We start from the raw sequence: 22,226 nt of genomic DNA on the forward strand, positions 1-22,226 counted from the left end.
GGCGGGGCTGCCCGCCGCCGATGCCCTTCAGGAGCAGAGCATTGCCGCAGACGGGGATCTTGTTGAGGCAGAACGGGCAGCCTTGGTGCGCGCCCTTTCCCGCTCAAGCGGAAATGTGTCTCAGGCTGCCGTTGCACTCGGCATGAGCCGGGCAACGCTGCACAGGAAGATGAAGCGGCTCAATCTGCATTGACAGCCTTGGCGCTGGCCTGTCGCACGGGTGCGACACTGTGCACTGCGGTATTCTCCAGGGTAACTTTCTCCCGTTGCAAAACTCGCGCAGTTTCCTCTCACCGGTTCGCTCCGAACCTGGCCCTTTCAAGGAGGAGGATCAAATGCTGCATCAGAAGATCGTCGAGTCGCCGTTCAAGACGAGATATGGCAACTTCATCGGCGGAGAATGGCGCGAGCCGATCGAGGGGCGCTACTTCGACAACATCACGCCCGTTACCGGAGGAAAGCTTTGCGAGGTGGCCCGCTCCAGTGAACTGGATGTCATTGCCGCACTTGATGCTGCACACGCCGCCAGGGAGAAATGGGGCAGGACGTCGGTCGCCGAGCGCTCCAATATTCTGATGAAGATCGCCCAGCGCATGGAGGATAAGCTAGAGCTCCTCGCGCAAGCCGAAACATGGGACAACGGCAAGCCGATCCGCGAGACGATGGCTGCTGACATCCCTCTGGCGATCGACCATTTCCGCTACTTCGCCTCCTGCATTCGCGCGCAGGAAGGTTCTATCGGCGAGATCGACCACGATACCGTAGCTTATCACTTCCACGAGCCGCTCGGTGTTGTCGGCCAGATCATCCCCTGGAACTTCCCGATCTTGATGGCGGCATGGAAGCTTGCTCCCGCACTGGCCGCCGGCAATTGCGTCGTGATCAAGCCGGCGGAGCAGACCCCGGCGTCATTGCTGGTCTGGGCTGAACTCGTCGGTGATCTGTTGCCGCCGGGTGTCCTCAATATCGTCAACGGTTTCGGTCTTGAAGCCGGCAAACCCCTGGCGTCCAGCCCGCGGATCGCCAAGATTGCCTTTACTGGCGAAACGACGACCGGTCGTTTGATCATGCAGTATGCCAGCCAGAACCTCATTCCGGTGACGCTTGAACTCGGCGGCAAGTCACCGAACATCTTCTTTGCTGACGTCATGACCGACGATGATGACTTCCTGGACAAGGCGCTGGAGGGCTTCGCCATGTTTGCGCTGAACCAGGGCGAGGTCTGCACATGCCCCAGCCGTGCACTTATCCAGGAATCGATCTACGACCGGTTCATGGAAAGGGCGGTCAAGCGTGTCGAAGCCATCAAGCAAGGCAATCCTCTCGACGCGGCAACGATGATTGGCGCTCAGGCATCGAACGAGCAGCTGGAGAAGATCCTCGCCTATCTCGACATCGGCAAGCAGGAGGGCGCTGAAGTGCTGGCGGGCGGCACGCGCAATGATCTCGGCGGCGAGCTCGCCAACGGCTACTACGTCAAGCCAACGATCTTCAAGGGCCACAACAAGATGCGGATCTTCCAGGAAGAGATCTTCGGGCCGGTCGTGTCCGTAGTCACCTTCAAGGATGAAAAGGAAGCGCTCGAGATCGCCAACGACACGCTCTACGGTCTCGGCGCCGGCGTCTGGAGCCGCGACGCCAACCGCTGCTACCACTTCGGTCGCGACATCCAGGCCGGTCGTGTATGGACGAATTGTTACCATGCCTATCCGGCGCATGCAGCCTTTGGCGGCTACAAGCAGTCGGGCATCGGTCGTGAAACCCACAAGATGATGCTCGACCATTATCAGCAGACGAAAAACATGCTCGTGAGCTACAGCCCAAAGGCCCTCGGCTTCTTCTGAGAGCGGTCGTTTGTGCGCGATCAACGGTTCGCTCCCATAACGGGAGCGGGCCGCTTCAGGAGAGATGGTGATGGAAACAACGAATAATGACCAGCCACGCGTGACCGCAACAGACAGTGCGATCGCACTCATCGAGGAGATCAGGAAAGATCATCCGGACATACTCTTTCATCAATCCGGCGGCTGTTGCGACGGCTCATCGCCGATGTGCTATCCGGCTGATGATTTCGTTGTCGGCGACCACGACGTCAAGCTCGGCGAGATCGCAGGCGTCCCTGTCTAAATCAGCGCCAGTCAATTCGAGACCTGGAAGCATACACAACTGATCATCGACGTGGTGCCGGGGCGCGGCGGCATGTTCTCGCTCGAAAACGGCCGAGAAAAGCGCTTCCTTACCCGTTCCCGCATGCTTGCGCCGGGACGTGACTAAGAGGGTTGGCGCGACAAGTCGGACGAGGCAAAAAGCAGCAGACAACGCAAGCCTGCCTGTGCAACGCGGGGCCAGGCGACGGATGTTATAAAAAGTTTGGGTACCGACTTGATATTTGGCGGCCATGATGCCATCTAGCGCTCACTACCCGTATCGATAGCCTGCAGACATGTCCTCCGGATGTGTCGCGTTCGCTGTCCGGGACAGAAAAGGCGCTCCCCGAAAGGGTTGAGCGCCTTTTTCTCTTTGACATCTGCTGTTGCTCGCCCGAAACAGCGTATGATGCGGCACGAGGAGAAACTGCAGATGAACGATAACGTCATTCAATTCCGACGTCGCAAGCCGCCGCGGCCGCCGCGGCCAGGCCTTCGCAAGCTCGCGATTGCAGTGGCGATTCTTGCGTTGTTCCTAGCGGCATGGGCTTATTTTACTTTTTTCAGCGCCCCGGTCTGACGTCTGTTCCTCCGGCGCAACGGCGTGCGGCTGACCGCGGCAGGTCCGGCGCGTTCTGATAAAGCTCTCCCATTCAGACTTTCATCTCCGACAAACCGCGCTACTGTGTGAACGGAACGGCATGCAAAACCCGTTCTGACTGCAGAGTTTCGCCGGAAGTGTCGTAGCATGAGAAACGTACGTGTCGCGAAATGAGAGATTCCGATGAAAATGCCTGAAATCGACAATGTCGACCGAAAGATTCTCAGACTGCTTCAAAGTGAGGGCAGTCTCAGCCACGCCGCGTTGGCCGAGCGGGTCGGGGCATCGAGCGCCTCTTGCTGGCGGCGCATCAAGGCGCTAGAGGCAGCTGGCATGCTTGGGCCGACTGTACGGCTAGTCAGCCCCGAGGCCGTTGGTCGTGGTCTGACCGTGTTTTGCCAAGTGCGGATGAAGGCACATGATCCGGTCGCGAGAAGTGAGTTCGAGCGCTTCGTGGAAAGTCACGAGGAGGTGCTCGAATGCTATTCGATGTCGGGCGATTGGGACTATCTGCTGCGGGTCGCCGTCGCCGATGTTCAGGACTATGAACGGCTGCTTATGCAAGGGATTCTGACACACCACGCAGTATCGACATCCTCGTCGCATTTCGCCTTGAAGCGGGTCAAGTACTCGACGTCGGTGCCGGTGTGAGCGGCGTATCTTACAAGGTGTCGATGTCTTGCGTTACCTCAGTCGTGTTTCCTCCACTGAAAATCCCCGGACCTTGGTCCTAGGCTAGCCGGACAAACGTCCTGCCGCCATCGAGGAAAGGTCTGAAAGTGGCGATTGCGAATTGACCTTCCGGTCGAGCCATGGGCAAATTCCAGGCAGGAATCTTGGAATGCACGGGAATGACGATACTCGCACGTCGAAAATTTGCTGCGGCCCTGTGCTGCACATCAATCGCGCTATCGCTGGTGGCGATGCCGTACAAGATCGTGGTCTCAGGCGCCTCGCTTAAGCTTGATCTCCAGACTGCCGAGGCCGCCAAAGGCGGGAACGGCAATGGTGGCGGCAACGGCAATGGAAACGGCGGAGGCAATAGTGGTGGCGGCAATGGCAATGGCAACGGTGGAGGAAGCAGCAACAGTGGAGGAAATGCCCACGGCAACGGGAATAGCGGTGGCAGATCGAGCAGCGGCACCACAACCGGCAGTGGCTCGACGACTGATCCCGACGATGAAGACAGCTCAGCGATGGAAGTTCGTCACCGGGATGGCATGAGCGAAGTTATAAGGAATGGCCGTTACATCATGAAAGACGCCAGGGGGCGCACGATTGTCAACCGGCGCGCGACCTCAGCGGATGAAACGCGCCTGGAATCCTTTTCTCATTGATCCTCGCGCCCGTCGATGGCATCTCGCAGTGCCATCGCCGCTTCCGTTCGGTTGGCGACACCAAGCTTGGCCATGATCTGCGTCATGTGATGTTTTATGGTCTTTTCGTGAAGATCGAGCTTGCGTGCGACATGCTTGTTGCTCAAACCGGACGCGACGAGTTGCAGGACCTGTTGTTCACGCGGGGTCAGTCCCACAATAGCCGAGGATCGCCTCGGAGCGGGCGAAGAGCGACTGGAAAGCAGCCGTGCTGATAGCGCCGGGGCGACATAGCTTTCGCCAGCCGCCACGCTACGGATGATTTCGGCAAGTGCCCTGGAGCCGACGCCCTTCAACACATACCCTTTTGCACCGCTGTTCAATGCAGCCGTAACGTCGTCGCTGGACTCGGAAACCGTGAGCATGACAATCTTCTGCAAGGGTACTGTTTCCAGAATTGGAGCGATCGCGTTCAAACCGCCGCCAGGCATGGAAATGTCCATAAGCAGGACATCCGGCTGCAGATTCTCAGCCACGTTGATCGCATCGTCCTTCGTGCTTCCTTCCGCGACGATTTGAAATCCGTCGATCTCCGAAAGGCTGCGAGTTACCCCCTCCCTGAATAACGGGTGGTCATCGATCACCGCGACGCGAATTGCTGTTGTCATGTCTGGGTAATCTCCTCGTTGCTGAGCGACATGCTGACAATGGTGCCTTGTGCGGACGATTGGAGATGGAAGGTCCCCCCAAGGCTTTCGATCCGCTCTCTGAGACCCGCAAGGCCGAGGCTGGTGGGCCCGACGTCATCGGGATTAAAACCGGAACCGCCGTCAGAAACCTCAATGCTGATGCGGTCACCTTCCATGCGATGCACCACGCGTTGTTCTATGCCGCCGCCGTGGCGGTAGCCGTTGTTCAACCCTTCCTGCACGAAGCGGTAGATACAGATCTTTGCGGAGGGCGAGAGATGCTCAGGCGCTTCTGCTATCGACAAATCAACGCGTGATCCGGTTCGCTGTTCATGCGCACGGACGCCGCGCTCCAATATCTCTGGCAGGCTCGCTGCCTCGATCTGCGGCAACACGAGGCCGTTGCAGATCGTCCTGATCTCATGCATGGCCTCGTCGAGGCTTGCCTTGATGGCTGCAATTTCGCGTTCGCGTAATGTCGCGGGCGTCGCAGGATCGACCAGCATATTGCTGTCCAGGCGTAACGAAGCAAATGCGACGAGTTGCGCCGGTCCGTCGTGAAGGTCGGCGCCAATGCGCCGCAGGTGGCTCTCGTTGAGCGCCGTGGCGCGCCGAGACGCGCGTTGGACGCGCGCCCGCAGCGCCTGATTCTGTGACAACAGCGCGGAAAGATCATCAATGCGGCGTCTCAGCGCGCGCCGCTGCTCTTCGATGGTCCTGCTGCCTCTCAAGACGATGGCCGACAGAACGATGAAAAAGGCGAGTGTGAACGCCGCGACGGCCATCCAGCTATGCAAACGCGCCTGATTGAGGCTGCGCTGGAAATCGTTGGCTACTTCATAGAATTCGGAGACGGCGACGACCTGCCCCGACCATGGCTGCAGAACAGGATTGTAGATTTCAAGCAGAGGCTTGTCGCTGGCTCGCTCGGCCTGATCCTCCGGGTCTTCCAGGCGATCGAATTGGGCGACCATCTTGCCGGAAAAAGCCGTCCTGAGATCGTCGCTTAGTTCGAAGCGCTTTCCTTGCATGCTTTTGTCGTTCGAGTAGAGAACGGTGCCGTCCGCGCGCCAAAGCCTAAACGACATCAGGCGGTTTCCAAGTGCGCCCTGCCCGAGGGTCTCGTCGAGTGCGCGGGAGACAGTATCGTCGAGCTCCTGGCCCGCGAGCATGTCAGGCAGGAGGGGCGCGATCACGCTGTCGACATAGAGGGCGGTCGACGCCGCCGAATTACGGGTGACCGCGTCCTCGATCAGACTGCTCACGAACGCGCCGACGAAAGCCATCGCCACCAGCGATACGACACCTCCGGTGAGCAGAAACTGCTTGGTAAGCGATTGCGAATTCCATCGTCTTATGAGTTCACGGGGCCGCACGAGATATCTCGGATCGACCGCCCAGCGGCGGCTCTTCAGTTCATTGAAATTGCAGAATTACCGCCTTCCTCCGAGGGGTCAAACAATATCGCGTCACAGCGAGTGGTTTTCAGACCTTTGGTCTGTGACGGATCAGACCTAGGTCCTAGATGGCTGAGCAATGGTCTGAGCGCCGTGGAACTGATGCCGAACGCAAGCTAACGTCGTTGTTGATTTGGAACGCGGGGTGACCGCGCCAGGCCGGAAAGCTGGCTTCGAGCCCGCCCCGCTCTCCGTCATGCTTTCCGGCCGAAGGAACAACGCATTGCGAAGTGGCATTGAGCCAGGAGGTTAATATGAGCATTTCCACTATTCTTGGACGCAGCGTTATTGCGCTAACAATTGCAGTTGCGCCGTTGGCAGGCGCCGCAATGGGCTTGCCCAATATCGCCTATGCGAAGGGCGGTAACGGCAACGGCAATTCCGGAGGTGGCAGTGGAAACGGGAATGGAGGCGGCAACGGCAGTGGCGGAAGCCATGCCGGCGGCAACTCCAACCACGGAAAATCGAGCGCTGCTGGTACCCATGGAAAGAGCAAGGATCGCGACAGCAGCCAGCGCCCCACGTTGAGGTCGTTGTTCACGCATGAGAAGAAGTCTGGAGCAGCAACAAAGACCAAGGTCGCGACGACCAGTGCGAAAGCTCCGAAGTCCGATTTTGCCGGAATGAGTTCGCTGAACAGAAACTACCACGCCTACATGCATTCCAACGATCCGCGAATGGCGGCGGTTTCGGCCTATGTGATGGCCTACGCCGAGTTCGAGGCCGAGAACGGGCCCGACGCCATTCCTACAGACCCGGCTCTTGGCGACGAAGCGCTGCGCGACGCGCTTTCGGGCTTCACCAAGGATGGCGTTGTGACGGACGGGGCTCTTGCACGCGCGAAGGACATCTTGGGTGTCGGCCCAGCCGTTGGCAAGATTGATCAGATTAGAGATACTCTTCCCGTGGAAGAACCTGTGTCCGATCCCGATGCCAGCGAGCCGGTTGAAAACGAGGCGCCAGCGGCCGTGATCGTCGTGCAGCCCTGAGGATTACGCAATGCAAGGTCATCGCGGGATGCACTCACATGAGGAGCCCCGCGGTGGCCTGTTACCTACGCGCGCCATGAGCCATCCTATTGCCAATTGAGACATTTGTGGCCCGATTGCGCCTCCGGTTCATTAGCCAAGTGACGTCGTTTTACGTCGCCACCACCCCGTGTCGTCGCAGTCCGAGGACAACTAGGTCACGGTAGCTGCCACCTGCTAGGCTCTTCCAAACTCCCACAATTGCGCTAGGCTCCTCGTCAAGGCGCTGAGGAGCGCTCTGCTGTGCGCCTGCCACAACGCAGGCGACACCAGGCATCCGCGAAGGGTTTGCCGAATCTCCCGAATCGAGTTAGTTCTGTAACTACGCAAAAAGGGCGAATTATCGTCCCAGGGCGAAACAATAACCGCATCAACCTTTCACGAACGATATCGGCGCTTAGGCTATTGAAACGAACTGAGGAAAGAATCGTGAACCGGCACTTAAGCAGCCTCGACTTCATGCAGAGCTTTTCCACCAAATTGGAACTCGCGCTGCAAAATCTCTCGATGGCGCAATATCCACCCGATGCGCGCCGCGAGATGCGGAAATTCTCCTCATCGGAAGTCGCAGCGCTCCTGGATGTCTCGGAAGCCTATATCAGGCAGATCGTTCTGAAGGACAAGGGTCTGTCGCCCGAGACGACGTCAAATGGCCGTCGCATGTATACGCTTGAGCAGATCCTCGAGCTTCGCCTGATGCTGGCTGAAAAGGGGCGCAAGAAATGGATGAACCCGCGCCGTGTCGAGGACGAGGAATGCCAGATCATTGCGGTCACCAACTTCAAGGGCGGCTCCAGCAAGACATCCACGACCATCCATCTCGGTCACTACCTGGCACTCAAGGGCTACCGGGTGTTGGCGGTCGATCTTGATCCGCAGGCATCACTTACCAGTTTGCACGGTACCCTTCCTGATTTCGATCCTCGGGAAGACGAAACGCTCTATGCTGCCATCCGCTTCTTAGATCCCAAGCCGACGAAGTCGCTCGTCCACAACACGCATATTGCCGGCTTTGACGTGATCTGCGCGGGTCTCGATCTGACGGAGTTTGAAACAGCGGTCGCTCTCGAGATGCGTAAGAACGGCGGCACGAGCTTCCTCCTGCGGGTCTCGCAGGCGCTCGAACAGGTCGCCGACGACTACGATGTCATTCTTATGGATTCGGCGCCTTCGCTGAACTTCCTGACGCTTTCGTCGCTGACCGCCGCCACTGGCGTCGTCATACCGGTTCCCGCCCACATGCTCGATGTCGATTCAACTGGGAAATTCCTCGAGCTTGCCTCGTCATACATGCAGATATTGAGCGAGATGGGAACCTCGGCGCAGTGGGATTTCGCGAAGTTCCTGGTGACGAAGTTCGAGGCCAACGATCACCCGCAGGCCAATATGACCGCCTTGATGCGACAGGTTTTCGGCGAAGACCTGTTGCTGAACATGGTGGCGAAATCAACTGCGGTTGCCGACGCGCTGACGTGGAAGCAGAGCCTCTACGAGGTACAGCGCTCCCGGTTCTCGGCACCGAAAACCTACGACCGCGCGATGGAGTCGATCAACGCTGCCAATGCTGAGATCGAGAAGTTGCTCTGGGCAGCATGGGGGCGCGAATGAGCCGCAAAGATTCCCGTGGCATGTTTGCCAATGTTCTTGGCCAGCTTGAACAACCGACCGCCGCGCCGGTTGCCAAGCCGACGACGTCTCCGCACCTTCTCAAGGTCGCTGCAGGCGTCAGGCAGATACAAGAAAAGGGCGAGGTGCTCGACAGGCTTCTCAAGGACGGCGACCACATCGTTGAGGTAGACCCCGATGACGTTGCGCCGTCCACCATCCCGGACCGCTTCGACGGCGCCTATGACGAGGCGGCGATCGAAGAGATTGCGACATCCATCAGGGAGCGCGGGCAGATTGTCCCCGGCTTGATCAGACCGCACAAAGGCGATGGGCTGCCCTACCAGATCGTGTTCGGTCGGCGGCGATTGGCGGCAGCCAAGGCGCTTGGACTGAAGTTCCGTGCCATTGTGCGGGAACTTAGTGACGAAGAGGCAATCGTCTTCCAGGGCGAAGAAAACGCAAATCGCAATGATCTGTCGTTCATCGAGAAGTGTGCATTCGCATTGTCGCAAGAACAGGCCGGATATCGGCGTGACGTGATCTGCGCATCGCTGGCAACAGGAAAGTCGCACGTGTCGGAGATGTTGCGGATCGCAACCGCGATCCCACGAGATGTACTGCTTGCGATTGGCTCCTCGCCGGAGATCGGCCGCCGCCGCTGGATCGACTTCGCCGATGCCTTTGCCACGCGCCAAGACGGTGCGATACGCATCAGGCAATCACTGGGTGAGGACAAGGCCGGAACCGGAAAAGATCGCTTTGCGATCGCTCTTGGCGCGCTCAAGGCTGAAGCGGCGCCGACGGTTGCGCAGTCTGCCGCGACGGAAATACGAGCAAATGGCTTTCTTCTGGCGACTGTCAGCTACGCGAAGACGGGCGCCAAGATCAGCTTTACCAAGGCTGTTCCGGCGAGTTTCGTCGATTTCTTGAATGATCGTATGGAAGCGCTTCACAGCGAATTCGTGCAGTCGACACAACGCAGCAGCAAAGGATAACGCCGCAAAAGAAAAAAGCTCCCGAACGTTGCCGTCACGGAAGCCCTTCTCATAGGTTAGCAGCTAGAGAATCGCATTTCCGGGAATCGCTGTCAAGAGTTGGCACCAGTCTGGTGGGCCTATTTCTTTTGCCTTCGAGAAGGTGAAGGTGATGGAATCAGGAAATGTGACGACGCCCTTTGGGCGGCGTTCAATGACGCTTGGCATGCTCGCCAGCCAGAAGGCGGCGAGCGAGCTTCAGGCCGATCAATCGGTCGACAAGTGGAAAGTCTACAGGTCATTGTGTGCAGCCAAGCCTTTGCTTGGCGTGACGGATCGCGCTCTTGCAGTCCTGAATGCGCTGCTCAGTTTCTATCCGAAGAATGTCCTATCGGAAGAAAATGGTCTTGTTGTCTTTCCATCGAACGAGCAGCTTTCGTTGCGTTCGCACGGCATGGCCGAACAGACGATCCGTCGCCACCTGGCGGTGCTGGTAGACGCCGGACTGATCATCCGCAAAGACAGTCCAAACGGCAAACGCTATGCCCGTAGGGCCAGGCAAGGCGAGATCGGAGAGGCGTTTGGCTTTTCATTGGCGCCGTTGATCGTACGCTGCGAGGAAATCGAACGTTTGGCAGCGGAGGTGGCGGCGGAACGGCTTCACCTGCAGCGTTTGCGCGAGCAGTTCAGCCTTTGTCGCCGGGATGTTGCGAAGCTGATTGAGACCGCGATGGAAGAAGACCTGGCGGGCGATTGGGAAACTGCGTTCAGCTACTTCAGGGAACTGGTCGATACCATACCGCGCACGCCGACGGCCGATCAGATTGCAACGGCGCTTGAAGAAATGAAGACGCTGCGCGACGACATCACTAACAGATTGGAAACACTGCTAAAAACAAGAAATACGAGCGGCAATCCCGCTCAAAATGAACGCCACATACATAATTCAAACCCCGACTCTACTTTTGACCTTGAACCAGCTTTTGAGACAAAGCAGGGGGCAAACTCGGCATTCAAAATTGAGCCTCACACCGTTGCGCTGGGGCAAAAGCAAGAGCAAGAGCGTGACGATCGAAGTGCGGCCCGGCCGCAAAACAGTGCAAGAGACGATGGCTCGGGCCTGAAGTCCTTCCCGCTCGGTCTCGTGCTGCAGGCTTGCCCCGACATGGTGAGCTACGGGCCTGGTGGCAAGATTGCAAATTGGCGGGACATGATGGCCGCGGCGGTCGTTGTCCGCGGGATGCTGGCTGTCAGCGCGTCGGCCTATGAGGAGGCAGCCACGACGATGGGACCGGAGAATGCAGCAACAGTGATGGCATGCATCCTTGAGCGCGGCGGCCACATCAACTCGGCGGGCGGTTATCTCAGAGATCTGACACGTCGCGCGGAAAAAGGCGAATTCTCGATCGGGCCGATGTTGATGTCGCTTGTCCGCGCGCGAGGTGGCGGAACGAGAAGAGCTGGGTAGCGGCACGTGCGGATGGGCAACAACTGGAACGGGCCGAGGGTAGTGTGTCATCGATCCAGGTCGGAACCGCGGCATTGCAGATATCGCGCACGGTGCGTGGTTTGGTGATCGGTCGCCTAATCAGGTGATGCGAAACGGTAGCGGCAGCGGAGCTGGCACATCGAGCGAGGTTTCAATTGGGAAGATCGCCTGCTAGGCGTCGTTGGCCCAGATGACCTGGGCTCGCGTCACGCCCTGGCTGGCATTGGCTATGGGTGACAGCCCGAGATTCGTTGCGTCCGCCAGGATCGCTGCCAAAAGAGGACTTTCGTTCGGGTACGTGCCTCCGGTCCGGCAGATTGGTGAATGCGCCGAGGAAACCAGTGTGCTCGACAACCTCGTTGAGCAATTCGGTAATGCGAATTCTCGGTATCATTGCGTCGAGTTGATTGGCCAGGACTTCACCTTCGCCGGAGATGATGGCCTTGACCGGTGTGATGCTCAGACAGCTTCCGTCGAAGCTGACGTCTTCGGAATTGCTCGAAACCGCGAAGATGCTCCGCGATCGCCAGGTCGACCTGCTGAGTCTCGAAGAGAAGATCGACACGTCTTCAGCCGCCGGCGAGCTGATCTTTCATGTGTTCGGCGCCATCGCTCATTTCGAAAGACGTCGGATCTCGGAGCGAACAAGGGATCGTATTGCCGCTGCGCCGGCGAAAGCAAACAGCCCGGCCGCGAACCGCTCGACGTGAAAAGGGTCGAAGCGGCGATCAAGCTTATCGGGGCCAGAAGAGCGAGTTGTCGCGCATGAACTGCCAGACGTCCTCGACGGGGGTTCAGTTCCGGTGAGCGCGGGGGTCGGAACATCAGGGTGATGCTGTCCGACAGTTTGAGTTTCGGCGTGACGTGCCATCCGGCTTGATCGAGAATGAGCACCGCATGCGCGCCGTCATCGGCTCCGGCTGATCTCGGCGAGGATGAGACCCGCTCCCTTTCCCTTCCGCGGGCAGACGGCCCCTAAGATGTGGGCCCGCATTTGCTCTTCTACGTTTTGAGAGTAAAATTCGCGTTAGGGCAGAATGGAGCGCCAAAACCCACTTTTGATTGGGGGGTTAGATCGATGTATATTTCCCACGACGCGTCGCATGTGCGACAGCGAGAGGCGAGCCTCGCCCGGGAAAACCGAGCCGAGATCGTCAGAGCGCTAAATCAGCAACAAGTTACCCGTCGCGAATTGCTGCGGTGGGGTGTTTTCACAGCGAGCGGATATCTCGTCTGCAAAAACGGTCTCAGTCCTTTTGCGAAGAGCGCTTACGCCGCCGTTCCGACCGGCGCGCCGCTGACACCGCTGTTCGGTATCAGGAAATTCTCCCAGCGGCTGAGCCGGCTACACCTGCTCAAGCCGCTGCCGATGGTCCGGACGCCCGACGGCCATGCCGCCTTTCCCGCCCGCCTGGGCGAGCGGCCGGCAAAGCGCCTATCCTACCACACCGACTTTTCGGCCGATCCGACGAACCCGGCATTTGTTAATCCGCTGACACACCGTGGGCCGATTGAAGGCCGCCCGCCCGGCGAGATCTTCGCACATCAGCGCTGGGACGAGTTCTTTCCAAAGGTCGGCTACATACTCAGGCTCGGCCAGATTACCCAAAGCGGAACCGGCGGATTCCTCCACGACGATTTTCCGCGCCAGCAGCCAAACAGCGTCTGGACCTATGGCGATGGCAGGGCTGCCGAGTGCACGCTGCCCCCGTTCCTGATCAAGGGCCGGTACGGCGAACCCATCATCGCCCGCGTCTACAACGACCTGCCCGTCGACCGGGCCCAAAACAACGGCTTCGGGCGCAACGAAACCCAGCTTCATTTCCACAACGCGCACAATGGCGCCGAGAGTGATGGTGCCGCGAATGTGCATCATTTCCCCGGCACGTTCTACGATTACCGCTGGAGCACGACGCTTGCCCGGCGCGACAAGATCAACACGCAGGCAACCGATCGACGGGCATCAGGACCGGACGACAACACCAGCCTTGTCAACGTCTCTGGAGATTTCCGCGAACTGCAGGGCAGCATGTTCGCGCATGATCACCGTTTCTTCTTCACGGCGGAGAACGTCTATAAAGGTAACCTTGGCACTATCAACTACTATAGCGGCCCCGACCGTGGCAACGAGGCGTTGTCGGACGGCGTCAATCTACGGCTGCCGAGCGGCAAATTGCTGGGTTGGGGAAACGTCGATTTTGACGTCAATCTGATATTTTCCGATGCCGTATGCGACGCTGCGGGCCAGCTTTTCTTCGACATTTTCGACACTGACGGAATGCTCGGGGACGTGCCGTTGGTCAATTTCGGCTATGCGCCATTCTTCGAAGTGCTGCCGCGAAAGTACCGTTTCCGCACCCTGAACGCGTGCGTGTCGCGATTCCTGAAACTCGCACTCGCGGATGCCAGGGGAAATGCCGTCCCCATCAAATTTATTGCCAATGATGGAAATCTTGTTGTCAACACCCTGACATTAAAGTCGCTTCCTTTGCAGGGGATCGCCGAACGCTACGACTTCGTCGCTGATTTTTCCGGTTTCCGCATTGGTGACAGAATACAGGTGGTCAATCTGATTCGTCACGAAGACGGTCGTGGTCCCAAGGAGGAGCTCAGCCTGGCCAACGCGCTGCGGGGCGTTTCCTCGGATCCGGTCGTCGGGCCGATGCTTGAGTTTCGCGTGGTTGGCGCAGTCGAAAGCGTGGATGTCCCCGGTGTCATCCACCGCGCCACGGACCCGGACAGCAGTCAGGTTCCGCCCAAGTTGACTGAGCAGATTCCGATCGTCGCTCCGGTGCGCACAAGACTCGTCGAGTTTGGCAGGTCGGGGAAGGGAGATGCCCGCGGGGTCAACGGATGCGTGCCCGATTGCGGCGAATTCGTCAGCTTTCCGTGGACCATTCGCGTCAACGGCGAGGCTTCCCACTCGATGAACGCCAACAGGATTTCCCTGCTCATCCCGAAGCCTGGCGAGGTTGAACATTGGACCTACAAGAACGGCGGCGGCGGGTGGGATCATCCCATTCACCTTCATTTCGAGGAGGGGATAACCATTTCGCGCAACGGAATGAAACTCGATGCGACCGAGAACCTGCAGAGGAAGGACGTCTGGAGGTTGGGCGAAGGCGGCAGCGTCACCTTCCAGGTTCAGTTTGGCGAATTCGGCGGCGCCTACGTCAACCATTGCCACAACACGGTGCATGAGGATTTCTCGATGCTGGCGCGGATTCAGCTGCTGACCGGTGTCGCTGGCACGCCTCAGGCTGCGGTGACCCCAACTCCCAATCCAACCCCGGACGGAGTCTTTTTCACCACACCGGAAATTCTGCCCGAAGGCGTGCCGAAAGGCTGGATCAACACCCAGTCGCAGGCGGCCGTCCAGGTCGGAAGCATTGTGAACCCTTGATAGGGCGGTTATTCGAAGTGTTATTATACCGACGAGCGCCGTTTCCGACTCTCATGGTTTCCCAAAATGGCGCGAGTCTGAATCTGGAGGGGTCGATTCCGGCAGGGGGCGAAATGACACCCTAATTTAGGACAGCGTCCACGCGGAACCCCGTCGCGGTGGCGGTCGGTCTGCCTGACGCACCGGAGTTGATTACGCGCGCCGCTCGGGGCACCGAGCATGGCGTTCCTCGAACTTAATTGCGAACGTCGCAATGCTGGCATCACCGCACCAGTGCGCAGAAAATGCTTTTCTGATCGCGCTTCAATTGAAGAAGGCCATCGATTTCGACTTGTTCACGGAGGACGCCCTCGGGTGGTGGCGGTGAAGCTGGCCGTGGAAATTCATGAGCCAAACGTCGAAGGCAGTCCTTGGAGCTATGACGGCTCGGGCTGCGACCGAACGGCACAGCATCTAAACATATATTGTAAGTATATCTTATAGGGGTTACGTCAGCAACGTTGACGGAAAACATTTGGAGATGATGATGACGCAAATACTGACCGAGACCACGAAGGCGATCGTGCGCGCGACCGTGCCTGCGCTTGCAGAGCACGGCACCGAAATTACGGCGGCCATGTACAAGCGGCTATTCGAAAATGCAGAGGTCCGCGAGTTGTTCAACCAGTCGAACCAAGGTGAAGGCGGGCGTCAGACGAAGGCACTAGCCCAGGCAATCCTCGCTTACGCCCAGAACATCGACAATCTGCCCGCACTCACCGGGGCCGTAGAGCGCATCGCACAGAAGCATGTCGGCCTCAACATCCGGCCTGATCACTATCCTCATGTCGCCACCGCCCTCTTGGGTGCCATCGGGGAGGTTCTCTGCGAAGCAGCAACGGAAGACGTCCTCAGTGCTTGGGGCGAGGCCTTCTGGTTTCTCGCCAATATCCTGATCGGACGTGAGGAGCAGATCTATGATGATCTGCAATCGAGCGAGGGTGGCTGGAATGGTTGGCGTCGGTTTGCCGTCGTGTCGAAGCGACGCGAGAGCGACATCATCACATCATTCGTGCTGCGACCGGTTGATGGTCGGGCAGTGGTCCGCCATCGGCCCGGTCAGTACCTGACGTTCCGGTTCGACATTCCGGGCCTGCCGCCTCAGCACCGAAATTACAGTATCTCTTCCGCGCCCAATGGTGAGACCTATCGCATCTCGGTCAAGCGTGAGACGCATGGGTTGGTGTCGCGGTTCCTCCACGATCAGATCCAACAAGGTGCGGTCATTGAGGTGGCCCCGCCAACAGGAGACTTCCACCTGCAGCCCGGCCAGGACAGACCCGTCGTGCTCCTCAGCGCAGGTGTCGGACTGACACCGATGGTCAGCATGCTGGAGACGATCGCAAACAGCGGCCATGACTTTCCGGTTCATTACGTCCATGGTGCCGAGAACGGGCGGGTCCATGCGATGGGATCGCACGTACGCGACATCGCCAAAGATCGGAAGTCTTTTAGAACGGCAATCTTTTATGGCAATCCGCATGAGCGAGACGAGAGAGGCATTCACTTCGACCACGATGGCTACATCACTGTCGATTGGCTGGCCGAGAATACACCGATCGCGGAAGCAGACTTCTACCTCTGCGGCCCAAGACCTTTCCTGGCCGCGTTTGTGAGCGGTCTCGCAAAGGCTGGGGTCCCGCAGGACAGGATCCACTACGAATTCTTCGGCCCGGCCGACGAACTCGAAGCCGCATAGGCATTCGAAACGGCAAAGCGGTCAGGAATGGCCGCTTTGCTAATTGATGCATCGTTTGAATATCTTTATGCCGGTGCCTACGATTTTCGTGAAGGATCTGCGAATGCGTCTGACCGTCTATTCCGACTACGCGTTGCGGCTCATGATGTATCTGGCGCTCAAAGGAGAGCGGCTGTCGACGATCGCAGAAGTTGCCGAAGCCTATGATATCTCGAAGGCGCATCTGATGAAGATCACCCATGAGCTCGGGCAGAAAGGTCTGATCGATACGGTGCGCGGTCGTCAGGGCGGCATGCGGCTAGCGCGTGGTGTCGAGCAGATCGGTGTCGGCGAGATCGTTCGGGCCTGCGAGCCTGATTTTGCGATCGTGCCTTGTATGGAAAACACCAGCGAGATTGTCTGTGTCGTGCAGCCTGCCTGCGTGTTGAAGCGGGCGTTGGCCGCCGCCGCGGCTGCATTTCTCGATGTGCTCGATGGCTATACGCTGGCAGACCTTACCCGACCGTCGATGGCGTTGCGTCGTCTGCTTGCACTGCCGGAGCCGGACGCCCAGGCGGGACGGCCGGCATAAGCGAAGGTGGTAGGCCGATCGTTACGCCGGGCGGGCGTGAATGGGTTCTGCGCGGTGCCAGTTTTCCAGGATCCGACCATCGGTGTGGCTTTGCTTGGCCCAGCGGATGCCGTTCGCGATAACCTTGTGCACGGTCTTGTCGTGGTAGATCGGATAGGTCTCATGTCCAGGGCTGAAGAAGAAGATGCGGCCACGACCGCGCTGGAACGTGCAGCCGCTGCGGAAGATCTCGCCGCCGGAGTACCAGGAGATAAAGACGAGCTCGTCGGGCTGCGGGATGTCGAAAGGTTCGCCATACATTTCCGAGGCGTTGACCTCGAAATAGGGCGGCAGCCCCTCTGAAATCGGGTGCGCCGGATTGATCACCCAGACCCGCTCGAGATCACCTTGCGGTGTTTCGCGCCAGGAGAGATTGGCGTTGGTGCCCATCAGCCGGCGAAACAGTTTCGAGTGATGGCCGGAATGCAGGATAAGAAGACCCATCCCCCTGAGAACACGCTGCTGGATGCGGTCGATCAGGCCATCGCTCACTTCCTCATGCGCCATGTGCCCCCACCACAGCAGCACATCTGTGTCGTTGAGCAGGGAATCCGGCAGTCCTTGGTGCGGATCGTCGAGCGTGCCGCGGCGGATCTCGAATTCCGGGTGAGCAATGCCGGCTGCGATCGCACCGTCGATCCGATCAGGGTAGATTTCCTGAACCTCTTTGTGCAGCTGTTCGTGGCGGCCTTCGTTCCAGATGGTGACCTTGATTGACATGGGATCCTCGATGTTATGAAGCTTGGGCCGGACGGATGACGCGGCCGGCGGAATCAAACAGATGGCAGGCGGATGTATCGGCTGTGAGCGACACGCGGTCGCCCGGCCGCAGCGCGATGTCGCCTTCGGCGCGGACGACGATCGGCTGCTCTTGCGAGCCGACGGTCATGTAGGTTTCAACGCCGAGACGTTCGACAATGATGACCTCTGCCGAAAGATCGCCCTGCCCGTCCGCTGCAATCTTCAGATGCTCCGGACGGATGCCAAGTGTCGCCTGGCCCTGCGGCACAATCGCGCCGGCATCGGGCAGGTCGAGCGACAGACCGAGCGCGCTTCGGGCATGAACCTTGCCGGCGATCGGTTTCGTGACCGTCACCGGAATGGTGTTCATCTTCGGAGAGCCGATGAAGGTCGCGACGAACTCGTTGTCGGGCTGGTGGTAGAGGGTCATTGGTGCGCCCTGCTGGGCAACGACGCCTTTGTTGAGAACCACGATGCGGTCGGCCATCGTCATGGCCTCGACCTGATCATGCGTCACGTAGACGACGGTCGCCTTCAGCTCGCGATGCAGGCGCTGCAGCTCGGCACGCATTTGCACCCGCAATGCCGAATCGAGATTGGACAAAGGCTCATCGAAAAGGATCAGCGACGGCTTCTTGATGATGGCGCGACCAATGGCGACGCGCTGTCTCTGGCCGCCCGACAAGGCAGCGGGGCGGCGATCGAGATAGTCGGTGAGCTGCAGAATTTCGGCGACGGCTTCGACCTGGCGGCGGATTTCCGCCTCCGGGACCTTCTTCAGGCTGAGGGAGAAGCCGATATTCTCCGCAACCGTCATATGCGGATAAAGCGCGTAGGATTGAAACACCATGGCGATGCCGCGCTGGTCAGGGGGAACATCGTTGATGCGCTTGTCATTGAGGATGAGGTCGCCAGCATCGATGCCCTCAAGACCCGCGATCATCCGCAGCAAGGTGGACTTGCCGCAGCCCGACGGGCCGACGAACACCGCGAACTCGCCGTCTTCCACAGTGATATCGACGCCCTTGATGACCTCCAATGCGCCGTAGAATTTGCGAACGTTCCTGAGATTGATCATCGTAAAACTCTTTCTGGTGTCAGCCTTTGACGCCGCCGGCAAATGTCTGCACGAGGAAGCGACGTGCAAAGCCGAAGGCGACGACGGCCGGCAGGAGGTAGATGAAGGCGAGCGCGGCAAGTAGACCGTAGTCGATCTCGTTGATGCGCAGGAATGCGCGGAACAGGCCGAGCGGCAGCGTCTGCAGTTCCGGCGAGGAGAGGAAGATCAGCGGTAGCAGGAAATCACCCCAAGCCGACATGAAGGCAAATAGTCCGGCGGCCGCCAGTCCCGGCAGCGCCAGAGGGATGAGCACACGGCGAATGCGTTGCAGGAGTGTCGCGCCGTCCATCAGCGCGGCCTCTTCATAGTCGCGCGGCAGGCCGTCGAAGAAGGTCTTCATGATCCACAGCGCCAAGGGCAACTGCATTGTCGCAAGCACGAGGATCAGTCCGAGATAGCCATCGATGAAACCGGTCCAGCGCATGATCGGCCTGGTGTATTCGCCAAAGATTGGTCGCAGGACGGCGCCTTCGGCATTGTTTAGCGTTAGGAGGAACTTATAAAGCGGAACGACGAGCGCCGTCGGCGGCAGGACGCGGATCAAGAGGATGGCGTAAAGGAACGGCAGCTTCCACCAGGCCCTGGTGCGCGACAGTGCGTAGCCGCCGAGGCCGGCCAGCACCATCACCAGCACGGTTGCGCTGCCGACCACGAAGAGCGAGTTGAACAGCCACTTCGCGCCGTCTTCCTTGGTGAAGACACGCAGGTAGTTGGCGAAGCTCCATTGTTCGGGCCAACGAAGGAACAGTTGGGCGTTGCCATCGAAGGACGCAAGAAGCACCCAGAAGAAGGGAACGGCGCAAAAGATCGAGATCAGTGACAGCGTTGCATAAGCAAGCAGGTCAGACCGGGTCTTGTTGGCATTGTCGCTCGGGGAAATCACAGCCATCTCAGACTTCCACCTTCATGGCTCTGACATAGCCAATACCGAGGACAAGCGAGATCAATAGGGCGACTACCGCCACAGCGGCGCCGTAGCCAAGTTGGAATGCCGTAAAGGACTGGTTGTAGATATAGATGCTGACCAGTTCCGTCGCCCCGCCCGGGCCGCCGCGGGTCAGCGCGTAGACGAGACCAAAGACGGCGATGGTCGAGACGGCGGAGATCAGCATGTAGAGCAGGATCGTCGGCATCATCAACGGCAGGGTGATACGGCGAAACATCTGCGAGGGTGTTGCACCATCCATGCGGGCAGCCTCATAAATCTCGTTGGGGATCGTGCTGAGGCCGGCGGTCAAGAGGATCATCGCCGTGGCGATCCCACGCCAGGTGTTGACGATGATGATCATCGAAAGCGGAAAGACCTGTAGCCAGTCGGCCGGCGTTACGCCAAAGAAGCTGACGATGCGGCTGAGCGTCGCTTGCTCGCCTCCCGCCAGCATGGAGATCCACATGAAGCCGGCAACAACCTCCGGCGCGGCGTTCGGCAGAAGAATGATCGAGGAGAAGAGCCGCCGGAAATGGATGCGACGACGAAGCGCCATCGCACAGACCAGGCCGAGCACGAACTGGCCGATCACCGCCGAGCCAACGACAAACAGGAAGGTGACGAGCAAGGCATTCCAGAATTTCGCGTCGTTCAGCAACCGTGCGTAGTTGCGAATGCCGACAAAGCGCGGACGAAGCGCGGCAGCGCCGGTCAGCGCTTCATTGGTGAAGCTCAGATAGACGGAGTAAAGCGCGGGATAGATCACGAAGGCCAGAAGCAGCGCAAGTGATGGCAACAGGATCAGAAGAAGCTGCCGTTCTGCGCGCCTTTCGTGGACGTTTCGGGCCATGGAAAGCTCTATAACTCGTTCGAACGGAAATCTGGAGACGTGGGCTTACCCACGTCTCCCTCGCGTTAGGGGGTAAGCCCCAGCTTACTTTACGACGTCGTCGCCCAGTGTTTCCTTGACGTAGTCGACAAGAATCTTCTGTGCGCCGGCGGCATCGGTTTCCTTGCGCAGCAGCGCTTCTGTAGCGCGCGCAACACCTTCCGAAACGGTACCGAAGCCGGAGGCCTGCTTGAGGAAGGTGCCGTTTCCTGCTGCGGCATGGATCGGAACGAGTTCCGTCAGCTTCTGGAAGTCGGCGTTTTTAGCCGCATCCTTGCTGGATGGAATGTTGCCGATACGGGCTGCGTAAGAGACTTGTGTCTCCACCGAGCCAATCTCTATCAGCGCCTTCTTGGCGAGTTCCACGTTGGCAGACTTCGAGTTGACGGCCCATGGGGCTGCCAGGTTGGCAAGGACATACTGACCACCGGTTTGGCCGGGAACGGTCCAAGTGCCGACGACCTTGGTCACCTCAGGGATCGGGTTCTTGCTTTCACGACCCCAGTCGAAGATGTAGCACCAGGAACCGCAGGTGGTTGCGGCCAGCTTGCCGGCTGGGAACATCTGATACTTCGGCACGACCCAAGGCTCCGGTCCGAGCAATGGCTGCGTTGGCATCAGGTCATTGTCGATGAGCCGCTTGTAGACATCAAAGACATCCTTGATGCCCTCGCCGCTAAGATCGAGCTTGCCGTCGGCATCGACGAGCTGCGGCGTCTTGGAGCCAACGACCAGATGCTGGAAGCCCTCGTCGAAGGCCCCGCTTCCCCAGGAAACACCGGCCGGGAAGAGCAGACCATAGGCGCCGGTCTTCTTCTTGATTTCAGCGGCTCGATCGAGAAGGTCCTTCCAGCTCTTCGGCTGCTCGGTCGAGATACCAGCTTTGTCGAGAACGTCCTTGCGATAGTAGATTTCTTGGATGCCGAGCATGAACGGCATGACATAGGTTTCGCCGTCCGGGCTGACCGCCAGCTGCTTGGCGACATCGTAGAAATTGGCATAGCCGTCCCATGCCTTGATTTCCTTGGTCACCGGTGCGAGGTAGCCAGCCTCGACCATGTCGGCGACGGCGGCCGTTGTCGGGATGGAAAAGAGGTCAGGCGCGTTGCCGGCGCCGAGCTCGGTCAACAGCTTCGTCAGGTAGTCTTTGTCAGGCGCGGGGTATTCGACGACCTCGACGGTCACGCCGTATTTCTTCTCGATCTTCTCGACCGTCGACTTCATGGCGTCGATGCCGGCCTGACCGTGATTGGCAATTCGGATTGTCTCAGCATGCGCCAGCGTCGAAACGGCGCTGAGCAAAATGGCGCACAGGCTACCAATGACCGTCTTCTTCAACGGAAGTCCTCCCTTTTTTGGTTCGCGGCACCCTCCAGCACCACAGCTGAAAATGTACACGCATTCCAAGTGCTGGCAAGTTGGTTTTTGATTGGATTTTATATGCAATGATAACTAATTGAATTTACGTCATTTAATAGATCTTGTCTT

General features: G+C 58.8%; 19 protein-coding genes and 2 pseudogenes. 13 read left to right on the top strand and 8 right to left on the bottom strand.

Features of this window, described 5'->3' with window-relative positions; genetic code table 11:
* The 5 genes and pseudogenes from PMI09_RS23760 to PMI09_RS23780 all read left to right on the top strand — a co-directional run.
* Nucleotides 1-193: helix-turn-helix domain-containing protein (locus PMI09_RS23760; protein ID WP_007800458.1), on the top strand; the 193-nt coding region annotated here is incomplete at its 5' end.
* Between the two features lie 142 nt (nt 194-335).
* Nucleotides 336-1,844 carry an aldehyde dehydrogenase gene (gene adh, locus PMI09_RS23765; protein WP_007800460.1) on the top strand — a complete coding sequence of 503 codons (1,509 nt, stop codon included), beginning with the start codon at nt 336-338 and terminating at the stop codon, nt 1,842-1,844.
* Nucleotides 1,845-1,914: 70 nt separating this feature from the next.
* Nucleotides 1,915-2,274 (top strand): annotated as a pseudogene (locus tag PMI09_RS23770) (DUF779 domain-containing protein).
* Nucleotides 2,275-2,931: 657 nt separating this feature from the next.
* Nucleotides 2,932-3,399, top strand: coding sequence for an Lrp/AsnC family transcriptional regulator (locus PMI09_RS23775; protein WP_007800464.1), 468 nt, complete (start codon nt 2,932-2,934; stop codon nt 3,397-3,399).
* 200 nt (nt 3,400-3,599) lie between these two features.
* Nucleotides 3,600-4,085: a hypothetical protein gene (locus tag PMI09_RS23780; RefSeq protein ID WP_007800465.1), complete on the top strand. Its 486-nt coding sequence runs from the start codon at nt 3,600-3,602 to the stop codon at nt 4,083-4,085.
* Here PMI09_RS23780 and PMI09_RS23785 read toward each other — a convergent pair.
* Both PMI09_RS23785 and PMI09_RS23790 read right to left on the bottom strand, forming a co-directional pair.
* The gene (locus PMI09_RS23785) at nt 4,079-4,732 is read right to left on the bottom strand and encodes a LuxR C-terminal-related transcriptional regulator (RefSeq protein ID WP_007800467.1); all 654 of its coding nucleotides are present in this window, start codon (nt 4,730-4,732) and stop codon (nt 4,079-4,081) included. The genes PMI09_RS23780 and PMI09_RS23785 overlap by 7 nt on opposite strands.
* A complete protein-coding gene (locus PMI09_RS23790) occupies nt 4,729-6,129 on the bottom strand; it encodes a sensor histidine kinase (RefSeq protein WP_007800469.1) in 1,401 nt (466 codons plus the stop codon). The genes PMI09_RS23785 and PMI09_RS23790 overlap by 4 nt, the downstream gene beginning before the upstream one ends.
* Before the next feature lie 335 nt (nt 6,130-6,464).
* Here PMI09_RS23790 and PMI09_RS23795 point away from each other — a divergent pair, with 335 nt between their 5' ends.
* The 5 genes from PMI09_RS23795 to PMI09_RS23815 all read left to right on the top strand — a co-directional run bounded on the left by PMI09_RS23795 (nt 6,465) and on the right by PMI09_RS23815 (nt 12,019).
* Nucleotides 6,465-7,199 (top strand): hypothetical protein, encoded by a 735-nt coding sequence (locus PMI09_RS23795; protein ID WP_007800472.1) that lies wholly within the window; start codon nt 6,465-6,467, stop codon nt 7,197-7,199.
* A gap of 468 nt (nt 7,200-7,667) precedes the next feature.
* On the top strand, nt 7,668-8,846 hold the full coding sequence (gene repA, locus PMI09_RS23800) for a plasmid partitioning protein RepA (protein WP_007800474.1): 1,179 nt from the start codon (nt 7,668-7,670) through the stop codon (nt 8,844-8,846).
* Nucleotides 8,843-9,841 (top strand): plasmid partitioning protein RepB, encoded by a 999-nt coding sequence (repB, locus tag PMI09_RS23805; protein WP_007800475.1) that lies wholly within the window; start codon nt 8,843-8,845, stop codon nt 9,839-9,841. Before repA ends, repB begins: the two co-directional genes overlap by 4 nt.
* Before the next feature lie 151 nt (nt 9,842-9,992).
* A complete protein-coding gene (gene repC / locus PMI09_RS23810; protein ID WP_007800477.1) occupies nt 9,993-11,288 on the top strand; it encodes a plasmid replication protein RepC in 1,296 nt (431 codons plus the stop codon).
* 473 nt (nt 11,289-11,761) lie between these two features.
* Entirely contained in the window at nt 11,762-12,019 is a 258-nt protein-coding gene (locus tag PMI09_RS23815; RefSeq protein WP_443216200.1) for a recombinase family protein, read from the top strand.
* Between the two features lie 39 nt (nt 12,020-12,058).
* On the opposite strand, the pseudogene PMI09_RS32350 reads toward PMI09_RS23815, so the two are convergent.
* Nucleotides 12,059-12,297 (bottom strand): annotated as a pseudogene (locus tag PMI09_RS32350) (transposase); the annotation flags it as partial.
* 6 nt (nt 12,298-12,303) lie between these two features.
* On the opposite strand from PMI09_RS32350, the gene PMI09_RS23820 reads away from it, so the two are divergent.
* The 3 genes from PMI09_RS23820 to PMI09_RS23830 all read left to right on the top strand — a co-directional run bounded on the left by PMI09_RS23820 (nt 12,304) and on the right by PMI09_RS23830 (nt 17,021).
* Entirely contained in the window at nt 12,304-14,712 is a 2,409-nt protein-coding gene (locus PMI09_RS23820; RefSeq protein ID WP_244423817.1) for a multicopper oxidase family protein, read from the top strand.
* A gap of 526 nt (nt 14,713-15,238) precedes the next feature.
* Nucleotides 15,239-16,450, top strand: a complete 1,212-nt coding sequence (gene hmpA / locus PMI09_RS23825) for an NO-inducible flavohemoprotein (protein WP_007800484.1) — start codon at nt 15,239-15,241, stop codon at nt 16,448-16,450.
* Nucleotides 16,451-16,553: 103 nt separating this feature from the next.
* Nucleotides 16,554-17,021, top strand: coding sequence for an RrF2 family transcriptional regulator (locus tag PMI09_RS23830; protein ID WP_007800486.1), 468 nt, complete (start codon nt 16,554-16,556; stop codon nt 17,019-17,021).
* Between the two features lie 21 nt (nt 17,022-17,042).
* Here the strand turns inward: PMI09_RS23830 and PMI09_RS23835 are convergent, their stop codons facing one another.
* From PMI09_RS23835 to PMI09_RS23855, 5 genes are all read right to left on the bottom strand, one after another.
* Entirely contained in the window at nt 17,043-17,780 is a 738-nt protein-coding gene (locus tag PMI09_RS23835; RefSeq protein ID WP_007800488.1) for a ThuA domain-containing protein, read from the bottom strand.
* A gap of 13 nt (nt 17,781-17,793) precedes the next feature.
* Nucleotides 17,794-18,879 carry an ABC transporter ATP-binding protein gene (locus PMI09_RS23840; protein WP_007800489.1) on the bottom strand — a complete coding sequence of 362 codons (1,086 nt, stop codon included), beginning with the start codon at nt 18,877-18,879 and terminating at the stop codon, nt 17,794-17,796.
* 19 nt (nt 18,880-18,898) lie between these two features.
* On the bottom strand, nt 18,899-19,810 hold the full coding sequence (locus PMI09_RS23845; RefSeq protein ID WP_007800492.1) for a carbohydrate ABC transporter permease: 912 nt from the start codon (nt 19,808-19,810) through the stop codon (nt 18,899-18,901).
* Between the two features lies 1 nt (nt 19,811).
* The gene (locus PMI09_RS23850) at nt 19,812-20,699 is read right to left on the bottom strand and encodes a carbohydrate ABC transporter permease (RefSeq protein WP_007800494.1); all 888 of its coding nucleotides are present in this window, start codon (nt 20,697-20,699) and stop codon (nt 19,812-19,814) included.
* Nucleotides 20,700-20,783: 84 nt separating this feature from the next.
* The gene (locus PMI09_RS23855; protein ID WP_007800496.1) at nt 20,784-22,076 is read right to left on the bottom strand and encodes an ABC transporter substrate-binding protein; all 1,293 of its coding nucleotides are present in this window, start codon (nt 22,074-22,076) and stop codon (nt 20,784-20,786) included.
* Nucleotides 22,077-22,226: the final 150 nt, after the last annotated feature.

Source organism: Rhizobium sp. CF122, assembly GCF_000282035.1.
In the GTDB taxonomy this organism is placed as follows: Bacteria; Pseudomonadota; Alphaproteobacteria; order Rhizobiales; family Rhizobiaceae; genus Rhizobium.

Bases quoted from the DNA above. Each gene is read 5' to 3' on its own strand.
- adh (WP_007800460.1), top strand. From the start codon at position 336: ATGCTGCATCAGAAGATCGTCGAGTCGCCGTTCAAGACGAGATATGGC.
- PMI09_RS23775 (WP_007800464.1), top strand. From the start codon at position 2,932: ATGAAAATGCCTGAAATCGACAATGTCGACCGAAAGATTCTCAGACTG.
- PMI09_RS23780 (WP_007800465.1), top strand. From the start codon at position 3,600: ATGACGATACTCGCACGTCGAAAATTTGCTGCGGCCCTGTGCTGCACA.
- PMI09_RS23785 (WP_007800467.1), bottom strand. From the start codon at position 4,732: ATGACAACAGCAATTCGCGTCGCGGTGATCGATGACCACCCGTTATTC.
- PMI09_RS23795 (WP_007800472.1), top strand. From the start codon at position 6,465: ATGAGCATTTCCACTATTCTTGGACGCAGCGTTATTGCGCTAACAATT.
- repB (WP_007800475.1), top strand. From the start codon at position 8,843: ATGAGCCGCAAAGATTCCCGTGGCATGTTTGCCAATGTTCTTGGCCAG.
- repC (WP_007800477.1), top strand. From the start codon at position 9,993: ATGGAATCAGGAAATGTGACGACGCCCTTTGGGCGGCGTTCAATGACG.
- hmpA (WP_007800484.1), top strand. From the start codon at position 15,239: ATGACGCAAATACTGACCGAGACCACGAAGGCGATCGTGCGCGCGACC.
- PMI09_RS23830 (WP_007800486.1), top strand. From the start codon at position 16,554: ATGCGTCTGACCGTCTATTCCGACTACGCGTTGCGGCTCATGATGTAT.
- PMI09_RS23835 (WP_007800488.1), bottom strand. From the start codon at position 17,780: ATGTCAATCAAGGTCACCATCTGGAACGAAGGCCGCCACGAACAGCTG.
- PMI09_RS23840 (WP_007800489.1), bottom strand. From the start codon at position 18,879: ATGATCAATCTCAGGAACGTTCGCAAATTCTACGGCGCATTGGAGGTC.
- PMI09_RS23845 (WP_007800492.1), bottom strand. From the start codon at position 19,810: ATGGCTGTGATTTCCCCGAGCGACAATGCCAACAAGACCCGGTCTGAC.
- PMI09_RS23850 (WP_007800494.1), bottom strand. From the start codon at position 20,699: ATGGCCCGAAACGTCCACGAAAGGCGCGCAGAACGGCAGCTTCTTCTG.